This window comes from Mixta hanseatica (assembly GCF_023517775.1).
Lineage (GTDB): Bacteria > Pseudomonadota > Gammaproteobacteria > Enterobacterales > Enterobacteriaceae > Mixta > Mixta hanseatica.
Window position 1 is genome coordinate 1 of the sequence record NZ_CP082907.1, and the last position, 8,411, is coordinate 8,411.

The window sequence follows — 8,411 nt, forward strand, 5'->3', positions numbered from 1 at the left end:
ACGAACTCCCCGTTTAGTCCGACTACCACGCCTGTTCAGGTAACTGTTCACTTGATTCCAACCCTGACAGACACGACAAAGCGCCACTGGCGGTAGCCACTGGTAACGGTTTACGGAGCGAAGTTTGTATAGCGGACTATACACAGAGTTCTTGAAGTGTGAGCCCAACTACAGCTACACTGAAAGGACAGTTTTGGTTACTGCGCTCCGTTTAAGCCAGTTACCTTCGGAAGGAAGAGTTGGTAGCTCTAAATTCCGGCAAACGAACCACCGTTGGTAGCGGTGGTTTTTTTGTTTACAGGATATGAGATTACGCGCAGAGGAAAATTATCTCAAGAAGATCATTTTGGTAGAACTACCAAATTATTGATTTAGTGTGTAGTGGAGTTTTTGAGGTGCATCTATGGCTCCCATCTCCGTACACTTTCACACAAGTGCTGGGACTGAAAGAGTTGTCCGTAACGTTAAAAGTACTGCCGGTCATCAGCGTTACCACCCCATGTCAAAACTGATTTTTTAGATAAAGCCGCAACAAAATACATTTACATATTTAAATGCATAAATATAATATCCCTTTCTCTCATCTTTTAGGATATTCGTTATGAGTTCGCTTTTTAGTCCGTTAAATCTTGGCGGTTTCAAACTAAGAAACCGTATTGCTCTACCGCCGCTGACTCGCTGCCGCAGCAATCAGCCAGGCAACATTCCTGGTGATCTGATGGTTGAATACTATAGGCAACGTGCCAGTGCGGGTTTTATGATCACTGAAGGTACACAGATTGAGCCTCGAGGTCAGGGATATGCCTGGACACCAGGAATCCATAGCGAAGCACAGATCGCAGGTTGGAAAAAAGTGACTGATGCCGTCCATCAGGAAAATGGGACAATTTTTTGCCAACTCTGGCACGTCGGCCGTGTATCACATAATGCCCTTCAACCAGGAATGGCTCCCCCGGTTGCACCTTCGGCAATTACCGCAACCGGGGTAAGAGTATTTATTGAAACGGGTCCTGGAGAAGGCATTCTGACAGCACCCAGCGAACCACGGGAGCTCTCAACCCAAGAAGTGAAAGATATTGTAGAGCTTTATCGTGTCGCAGCGGAGAATGCGAAAAAGGCTGGTTTTGACGGTGTAGAACTACATTCAGCCAACGGATATCTGATAAACCAGTTTATTTCTGAACATACTAACTTCCGTAAAGATGAATATGGTGGCTCACTCGATAACCGACTGCGTTTCCTACGCGAAATAACCGAAGCTGTTAGTTCAGTATTTGGTAGCCATCGAGTTGGAGTACGCTTTGCCCCCTTATTTTCGAGCACAGATGAAGATAGAGTTTATCTTGGTCTTGTTGAAAAAGACCCTCATGATACTTATATACGTGCAGCAAAAATTCTGAACGATCTCGGAGTAGGTTATCTTTCAATCGCCGAAGCTGACTGGGATAATAGCCCAGAGATGCCTGAAAGTTTCCGTGTTGCCCTACGTAAAACGTTCCAATCTCCGATTATGTATTCTGGTCTTTATACTCAGGAAAAAGCTGAACGTATTTTAGAAAAAGGCCTGGGTGATTTGTTCGGTTTTGGACGTTCATTTATTGCTAACCCAGACCTCCCTGAGAGGTTCAAAGCCGGTTATCCATTAAATAGTACTGACAGATCCTCTCTATATGGTGGTACTGAGAAAGGATATACTGATTATCCTGTTTATTATCCCTAATTTTGTGAGGCAGCATGTCACCGGAAAATGCCATTAAGTTACTAGGTAACCCTACTCGGGTTTCTATCCTAAAATGGCTGAAAAATCCAGAAGAGGAATTTGCTGATTATTCTCAGCTTTTTCCTTTCGAAAAATATGGTGTCTGTGCCAGTCTCATTCAGGACAAGGCGGGTTTATCACAACCCGCAACCTCGCTATGCCTAAAAAGTTTGCATGATGCTGGACTACTTGAAGCGATAAAGGTGGGTAAATGGACTTATTACCGCCGCAGCGAATTTCGCATAAAAAAGATGACAGATGCTGTCATTATATCTCTACAGCAGTTATAAAACGGAAAGAAGATGCTACAAATATTCATATTTACCATAACATCCCTGTTGTGATCTGACCTGTTATGGGTGCACCGCCACACAGAACATCTAAAAAAAATCCCGCTATCGCGGGCTTTTTTTTAGATGTTTACGGCTTTTTTGCAGTTTTTAAAGGTAGTTGCATGCATTTTGCCATAGTAATCCTGTCGGTCATCGTCCCATGCCCATGAAATGAGATAAGCATCTGATGAGCCACTAACAGTCCTGATTCGACGAGTCAGACCTGACCATACTCCTGTCAGATCAGCAACATCCACTTCGAGTTCAGATGCGAGATCTTCACACCAGAAACCGTTTGAGCTGTCACTGTTTTCAAGGATAGCCTTCAGTACAGAACGTGATTTACTGCTCAGGCCTCGAACAAGCTTTTCCGCTTGGAGCGATGATAAATCGGTAGGGCCTTCACCGTTTTCTTCAAAAACATCCTCATCCACGCCCTCAGCAATAAGGGCTAGAACTTCGCTGCGTGCGCCAGCTGAAAGCTTTTGCAAATCGATCAATGACAAAAAAATTCCACTCATGTCTGACTTCTCCTCGTTGATTTGAAGAAAGACTAACACAGACTAAGCGTTTGACGATACTTAAATGCATTAAACGATAAGGCAAACATCTACTAAGCAAGGCTTATCTCAAATTATGCATTTTTGCTTTGATAATTTCTCTTAAGGTGAACATAAAACCCATCCCTGATTTGAGGTTGATTTACCATAACATCTCTGTAGCGCATCAAACCGAACCCTGACATATCAGAACACGCCGTTCTTTTAAAAGGATTTTTATGGTAATACTGGATAACCATCCATTTTACTGACCCGAAGCTGTGATGACACCTGACAAACCCGACAGGGAGCTCCCTCTCCTTGCTACAGAAGAATGGCTTACACCGAACCACAGTACGCAGCAGGATAAAAACAGCGACTGGATTTCATCTCTGGAGAGAGAACTGGAGGAAATCTCACAAAAATGGCCCTTCCCGCGTAGTTTTACATGACGTTGCTTTTTCACATGCTCGCGTAACCCAGGCTCAGACTGTGGCAGCCGCATAAAAAAGCCCGTATGCATGAGGCTTCCACCACAACTTCGTCAGTTGGCGTCAAAAAAACCCTTCCTTTGCAGCGTTAAACGTTGCACTACCGGCAGCGCCTATTATAACTACAGTTCATTAACACGCATTAATTTAAAAGGACAGGATAATGTATCAGCTATTTTTTCGCTGCCCTGAATGCGGGAACCTAAAGTTTATATACACTACCCGGAACGAAAAGCGGGAGACTCCTCACGGTGCTGTATGCAGCCGGTGCGGCACGCGCCTTACGGTTGCCTCCTGTCTGTTATCCGGAAAGCCCCCTCCTCCAAGCCAGACCCGTGACTGACTAACGGCTCGCAGGTTTATACGGGCGTGCTATAAAAGGTGGTACATCAGCTGTTATGGCTGGAGATCCGGGTTCAACTCCAGTAGCCCGTTCCATTTCCTTCTACGTCACGTCAAAAGCGTTTCCCAGGTACAGGTCTCACCTCAGGAATAACCAGCTTCATTTAAAATAAAAGTGCTTTTGCGCAGGCCATTAAAAAGCCCGCAATGCGGGCTTTCTTCATAGCGGTTCAGGATACCGATTTTCTAGAAGGCCCTCTCCGGCTGATTTGGCCTCCTTTTCTCCCTGCTTCCTTTGCACGCTCCGGGTTGTTCTTGAAGTTACCTCCGCTTACGCGACCGCCTCGCTGTCCAACTTCTGCAGCCCGCTCCGGATTTTCGGCAAAATTGCTGGCACCACCACGACGTACTGACATAAAACCCCCAGTTTGAGTTAAGTTCCATCATCCCAAAGCATAGGAGACATTATTCTACCGGTAGGTTTTTAACAGGGACTTGTGAAGCTGGCAAAAAAAACGGCGCCGTAGCGCCGTGAGAATCAGTTTTTAGTGTGCAGAATCCCCGGGTGAGGGCTACATGTTTATCGGCTTTGCACAGTGAACATTTATTAAAATACCTCCTCCCCGGATACAAAAAAACCCCGCCATCTTGCGCGGGGTGAATAAAGAAGAATCCAAACGTACTCTCGGTAAACGGAACCAGCAGGAACCGTCACCTCTTAAGCCTGGTAAAGAACGATCCGTTACTCAAGCGAAGCCAGGCACCCGCAGCCGGCGTTGTCGTACCGGATCCCCCCAGGCATATTTAACATAACAGTACTGTTAAGCATGCGGCTGTAGGCTAAGCGCTTATCTTAAAGATGCATCTGATAAATACCTTTTGTGCTCCTTCCCTGCCGGAGCGACAGTTTTAACGTATCCTGTAGGCTTCGCCTGCCGTACGGGTAGAGCTTTCACAGCAAGAAGGTCACGCATGTACAGAAACGAAGACGAAAAGCTGTCTGACATAATAATGGGCGAAGCCGTCCTCGAGCTGCTAGATGAAATTGCGCCTGTCACAACCAGCTCGCTGCTACTCAAGTTGCAGGCTTTCCTGCTCAGGGAAGAAAACGCAAACAAAGAAAAAGCTATCCGTCACGCCATTGACGAGGTGAAAGCGGCAACTGAGCGGTACAGCAGCGCCACCCTGGTAGATGCGGCGATAAGGCACTGATGCAGTTTCCTGATCACCTTTGCCAGCCGCTCGGATTTACCATAACATCCCTTGGGCGCACCCCTGCAGAGCCCCTCAGCGCGATTCTGCCGCGTCCGGGCCAGAATCCAGCCCTTTCCCTGCCCGGAACCGCGAAAATCCGCCCTGATAATTTCTGACCGGCTGCATGGCTATGCACGCAGGTGAATAGCGGGCGGTTTCACGCGTATGTTGTCACTAAGCCCCGTTTTCCGGCGCTTAACTCCTCTGATAACGGTGAACGGGCGCGCAGTTTACTGTGCGGCCGTGAGGCGTTGGCCAAGCCGCCAGGCGCGGCAGAAAACAGATGGTGCCATTCGCTACCACTTTGCGAATCCTGCCCTCCGTCTGAATCGCAGAAAAATTTTGTACGTACGAAATTCAGGGTATTGGGCTGTGCCTGAGCGGCTGGCTTCTGGTACGCCAGCTCCTTACGCTGGCAGGGGACTGAATGACAAAATCAGATCCGTTTAAAACGATAATCCGGACGCTTTAAAGATAAGTTTTCGTTTACGAAAAGTGGCTCTGCCTGATATTTTTCAGACTGGTATAACAGACGGTAAGAGAATTAATGGACGCAAAAACACTCGCCGTATCGGTTGCTGATGGTATTGCTTCACTTCCGATGGATTTTTACCTGGGTATTGAACGAACCTTTCAGGATCTCAGCCTGTCAGATGGCGGCAGAAACATTCAGCGTCGTAACTTCGGTGATGATGAGAGGATGTACCGCGCTTTAAATAAGCTCTTCCGTAACAGAGCCATTCTGGGGCAGGTCGCGGAGATGATAATCAAAGACGCTTTATCATATCTTCCGGATCCTGCCCTGAAAAAAATCACAGATAAACTCATCGGAGCAGCGACTTCACTGGGTTCAAGACAGTCAATGCAGCTGGCCATTACAGGTTATCTTGGCTCAAAAGTTGTTGGCGGAATGATGGCCAGCACAATAACGAAGTTATCACTGAGATTATGGACAGGCTCCCTTGTGGGCGGCATCGTTTTACAGGGGGTGCTTTCGCGTGCTTCTGCAGCTTCCCGGCGTTTAAGGCATAAAAACCCCGAATTATGGTCAAAGCTTTATATCCTTGATTTTGATATGCTTTACTTCCTCTTTGAAGAACCTTTAGCTAATTACATCGAGCTTGGTGAGACTCTTCGTAAAAACCCTTTGAAAACGGAGCAATTTCTGGGTGCAATCGAGAATCTTTAGACTAATCAGAAAAGTCGTTTCTGAGTTATCCGGGGCGGTGGTTATCAGCGCCGTAGTTATAGGAATTTTCATCGCAATTTTTGCGAATGAAGGGATTATGCGCGTTATCGCTCCCGTTCTCGTCTTTATCGCAGGCCTGGTTCTTTACTGGTTAGCCTGGATGATTTCATCAAAAGAAGATCGGAAATAGGCAACTCAAAAAAGCATTACTGTGGGCAACATTGTCACCGTATGGGCGTCAAAGGCTGCAGTGACAGTAATCCCTGTAAAGACAGGTCCTCATTCAGTTCACTCCAGTGAATGCCGCGCGGACTCAGCTCAAAACTTGCCAGCTGTTCAGCGCTGGCATTCTGCAGCGCAGGAAAGTACGTCAGAGGCACGCCCAGCACGCGACCATCGCTCAGCTGCAGCCACATGTTGTAGGGATCAAATTTTGCCGATTTGATGGATACGCTCATCACGACCTCCGGTTGACCGTCACGAATTTACGTTGATAGTATGCCCGGGTAGTCCTGTCGTCCATGACGACCACCAATGATCCCACGGCCTGAGAGGATCGCCTTCGGGTGGCTGTACAGAACACTCCCGCAGCCTGAAAGGGAGAACGCAAAGCGTGGTACATCTGCCCGCCCCTGGAAGCAGATATCGTCACAAACAGCGCACCTACGACGCGACGATGAGGGTACATTTCACAATGCAGTGACCGGCACCGACCGTCCTGTCATCCGCTGCCGGCAGTCATAACCACGACAGCCCGCTACACCCTGCGATCACCATTACGTCTTCCGGAAAGCACCTGTTTGCAGAGGCAAACGCGCCTCCGGACTGAACGGCGTCACTTTGGTTCGAGTGAAACGAGAACAAAGTGACGCGTGAAAAAACCACGCTGCAGCCCCTGCGGTACAACGCCTGACAGCGATTTCCACAATCTGACGTGCACGTATTACGTGTTTTCATGCGCCCTGAACGGGCTTTTAACCACAACGCTGCCGGCGCGACCGCAGGCAGGTTTCATTAAGAAAGGAAAAAGAACGGCTCGGTATCGATGGCGACACCAGGAGACTGGTGTGTGGAGGGAGTCTGACGCAAGTCAGCCCGGCGTAAGCCGCGAACAGGTCAGCGACCTGGGGAAACCTCGCAAGAACTCAACAATTCGTCACCCCGATGCACAGATACCAGCCGGGACGCAGGAAGCGCAAAAGCAACCGCGCCGTCGGGGCCAGAATTACCGGAAAAGCAGGTGCTGTCAGCCGGCTATTTCCAGAACTGCCACCATTTGCCAGCAGGCAAAACGGGCAGTGCTGTCTCTTTTTTATGTTCGAGGAGATGCAGGGACTGCTTAAGGCTGTCGATATGCGACTCCTGAGCAGAAACCAGTGTACGGAGGTGTTCAACTTCCTGTTTCAGGCTATGAACGAGTTGTTCATTAGCTGTATAAGACACTGTAACACGCTGTCCAGATACTTGTTCTTCTGGCTGTTCAACCGTAGTTGAAGAGATATCGCCGAAAACACGAATAAGCTCTGATATGTCTATCATTTTTGAGTTGCGTACACCTGCGCAGGTAGACAGTTCACCTGTTTTTATAAGCCTGTGCAGCGTTGTCCTGCTTTTACCTGTAAGCCTGGCGGCCTCACTGATAGATACTTTCGCCATGCGGATACCGTTATTCCTGATTTAACTTTGCCAGAAGGCAGGCATGAAGGCGCTCGGCATCCTCATGAAGCCGTTCGCACATGTCCGCTTCCGTATCCAGGTCCAGCTCGTTGAGCTTCTCCAGCAGAAGCAGGCTTTGCCCCTGAATGAATTTTGCCATGTTCAGCGCAGTTTTTTGCTGTTTCGTCATCAGACGCTCCGTTGCGTACGTACCATATGCTGAAAACAGGTGAAATGACGCTTCCTCGGTTCCCCTGGCTGCGCCAGACGAACACTGCGGCGAGCGTTACCGGCTAACGACGAAAAGGCTTAGGCTTGCTCTAGGTAAACTCAGCAGCCTGACGTTCTTCAGCCCGTGCCTGTTTAGCGGCTTTCGCTTCACGTTGTCCCAGCAGCTGCTCACGGGCAACACGCAACACCTCTTTTTTTTCCGGCCCGGACAGCTTTTTGCCTTTTGCCCGTTCCGCTGCAAAGACAGCATCATCAAGGAACTGCTTTTCAGTCTTAGATACAACATGCAGGCGACCAGCCATAAATCCTCCAGGTCAATGTCAACAGCGCCCCCCTTTCCCCCCGAGCCTGGTCCCCGGAACCCCGGTTTTCCATAGGCTCCGCCCTCCTGACGAGCATCACAGAAATCTGCCGATTCCCGGTGCTCAAATCAGAAGGGGCGAAACCCGACAGGACTTAAAGATACCGGACGTTTCCATCCGGTGGCTCCCTCGTGCGCTCTCCTGTTCCCACCTTACAGCTTAGCCCGTGTCTTTCCGCTGTTATGGCCGCGTTTTCTCATACCACGCCTGACACTGGGTGCTGCTTAGGTGGTTCGCTCCAAGCTGGACTATATGC

Annotated in this window: 11 protein-coding genes; 5 read left to right on the forward strand and 6 right to left on the reverse strand. The window is 48.7% G+C overall.

Going from position 1 to position 8,411, the window contains the following annotated elements; genetic code table 11:
- The first annotated feature begins 403 nt into the window (after nucleotides 1–403).
- The 3 genes from K6958_RS21285 to K6958_RS21065 all read left to right on the forward strand — a co-directional run bounded on the left by K6958_RS21285 (nucleotide 404) and on the right by K6958_RS21065 (nucleotide 2,049).
- A complete protein-coding gene (locus tag K6958_RS21285) occupies nucleotides 404–520 on the forward strand; it encodes an IS1 family transposase (RefSeq protein ID WP_350355820.1) in 117 nt (38 codons plus the stop codon).
- Nucleotides 521–601: 81 nt separating this feature from the next.
- The gene (locus tag K6958_RS21060; RefSeq protein ID WP_249894839.1) at nucleotides 602–1,720 is read left to right on the forward strand and encodes an alkene reductase; all 1,119 of its coding nucleotides are present in this window, start codon (nucleotides 602–604) and stop codon (nucleotides 1,718–1,720) included.
- A gap of 14 nt (nucleotides 1,721–1,734) precedes the next feature.
- Nucleotides 1,735–2,049 carry an ArsR/SmtB family transcription factor gene (locus tag K6958_RS21065; RefSeq protein ID WP_094112305.1) on the forward strand — a complete coding sequence of 105 codons (315 nt, stop codon included), beginning with the start codon at nucleotides 1,735–1,737 and terminating at the stop codon, nucleotides 2,047–2,049.
- 122 nt (nucleotides 2,050–2,171) lie between these two features.
- On the opposite strand, the gene K6958_RS21070 is transcribed toward K6958_RS21065, so the two are convergent.
- Both K6958_RS21070 and K6958_RS21075 read right to left on the reverse strand, forming a co-directional pair.
- Complete coding sequence (locus K6958_RS21070) at nucleotides 2,172–2,612, reverse strand: hypothetical protein (RefSeq protein WP_249894840.1); 441 nt, start codon at nucleotides 2,610–2,612, stop codon at nucleotides 2,172–2,174.
- 1,081 nt (nucleotides 2,613–3,693) lie between these two features.
- Complete coding sequence (locus K6958_RS21075) at nucleotides 3,694–3,879, reverse strand: con-10 family general stress protein (RefSeq protein WP_249894841.1); 186 nt, start codon at nucleotides 3,877–3,879, stop codon at nucleotides 3,694–3,696.
- Nucleotides 3,880–4,435: 556 nt separating this feature from the next.
- On the opposite strand from K6958_RS21075, the gene K6958_RS21080 reads away from it, so the two are divergent.
- Both K6958_RS21080 and K6958_RS21085 read left to right on the forward strand, forming a co-directional pair.
- Nucleotides 4,436–4,675 carry a hypothetical protein gene (locus K6958_RS21080; protein WP_249894833.1) on the forward strand — a complete coding sequence of 80 codons (240 nt, stop codon included), beginning with the start codon at nucleotides 4,436–4,438 and terminating at the stop codon, nucleotides 4,673–4,675.
- A 589-nt stretch (nucleotides 4,676–5,264) separates the two neighbouring features.
- Nucleotides 5,265–5,906: a hypothetical protein gene (locus K6958_RS21085; RefSeq protein WP_249894834.1), complete on the forward strand. Its 642-nt coding sequence runs from the start codon at nucleotides 5,265–5,267 to the stop codon at nucleotides 5,904–5,906.
- A 224-nt stretch (nucleotides 5,907–6,130) separates the two neighbouring features.
- Here the strand turns inward: K6958_RS21085 and K6958_RS21090 are convergent, their stop codons facing one another.
- The 4 genes from K6958_RS21090 to K6958_RS21105 all read right to left on the reverse strand — a co-directional run bounded on the left by K6958_RS21090 (nucleotide 6,131) and on the right by K6958_RS21105 (nucleotide 8,095).
- Nucleotides 6,131–6,364: a DUF2442 domain-containing protein gene (locus tag K6958_RS21090; protein ID WP_249894835.1), complete on the reverse strand. Its 234-nt coding sequence runs from the start codon at nucleotides 6,362–6,364 to the stop codon at nucleotides 6,131–6,133.
- Nucleotides 6,365–7,160: 796 nt separating this feature from the next.
- Nucleotides 7,161–7,562, reverse strand: coding sequence for a helix-turn-helix domain-containing protein (locus tag K6958_RS21095; protein WP_249894836.1), 402 nt, complete (start codon nucleotides 7,560–7,562; stop codon nucleotides 7,161–7,163).
- Between the two features lie 10 nt (nucleotides 7,563–7,572).
- Nucleotides 7,573–7,752, reverse strand: a complete 180-nt coding sequence (locus K6958_RS21100; protein WP_249894837.1) for a Rop family plasmid primer RNA-binding protein — start codon at nucleotides 7,750–7,752, stop codon at nucleotides 7,573–7,575.
- 130 nt (nucleotides 7,753–7,882) lie between these two features.
- Nucleotides 7,883–8,095 carry a hypothetical protein gene (locus tag K6958_RS21105; RefSeq protein ID WP_249894838.1) on the reverse strand — a complete coding sequence of 71 codons (213 nt, stop codon included), beginning with the start codon at nucleotides 8,093–8,095 and terminating at the stop codon, nucleotides 7,883–7,885.
- Nucleotides 8,096–8,411: the final 316 nt, after the last annotated feature.

Excerpts from the sequence above, each read along its gene's own strand:
- K6958_RS21100 (WP_249894837.1), bottom strand. The coding sequence starts at position 7,752 with ATGACGAAACAGCAAAAAACTGCGCTGAACATGGCAAAATTCATTCAG.
- K6958_RS21105 (WP_249894838.1), bottom strand. The coding sequence starts at position 8,095 with ATGGCTGGTCGCCTGCATGTTGTATCTAAGACTGAAAAGCAGTTCCTT.
- K6958_RS21095 (WP_249894836.1), bottom strand. The coding sequence starts at position 7,562 with ATGGCGAAAGTATCTATCAGTGAGGCCGCCAGGCTTACAGGTAAAAGC.
- K6958_RS21285 (WP_350355820.1), top strand. The coding sequence starts at position 404 with ATGGCTCCCATCTCCGTACACTTTCACACAAGTGCTGGGACTGAAAGA.
- K6958_RS21085 (WP_249894834.1), top strand. The coding sequence starts at position 5,265 with ATGGACGCAAAAACACTCGCCGTATCGGTTGCTGATGGTATTGCTTCA.
- K6958_RS21080 (WP_249894833.1), top strand. The coding sequence starts at position 4,436 with ATGTACAGAAACGAAGACGAAAAGCTGTCTGACATAATAATGGGCGAA.
- K6958_RS21090 (WP_249894835.1), bottom strand. The coding sequence starts at position 6,364 with ATGAGCGTATCCATCAAATCGGCAAAATTTGATCCCTACAACATGTGG.
- K6958_RS21075 (WP_249894841.1), bottom strand. The coding sequence starts at position 3,879 with ATGTCAGTACGTCGTGGTGGTGCCAGCAATTTTGCCGAAAATCCGGAG.
- K6958_RS21070 (WP_249894840.1), bottom strand. The coding sequence starts at position 2,612 with ATGAGTGGAATTTTTTTGTCATTGATCGATTTGCAAAAGCTTTCAGCT.
- K6958_RS21065 (WP_094112305.1), top strand. The coding sequence starts at position 1,735 with ATGTCACCGGAAAATGCCATTAAGTTACTAGGTAACCCTACTCGGGTT.
- K6958_RS21060 (WP_249894839.1), top strand. The coding sequence starts at position 602 with ATGAGTTCGCTTTTTAGTCCGTTAAATCTTGGCGGTTTCAAACTAAGA.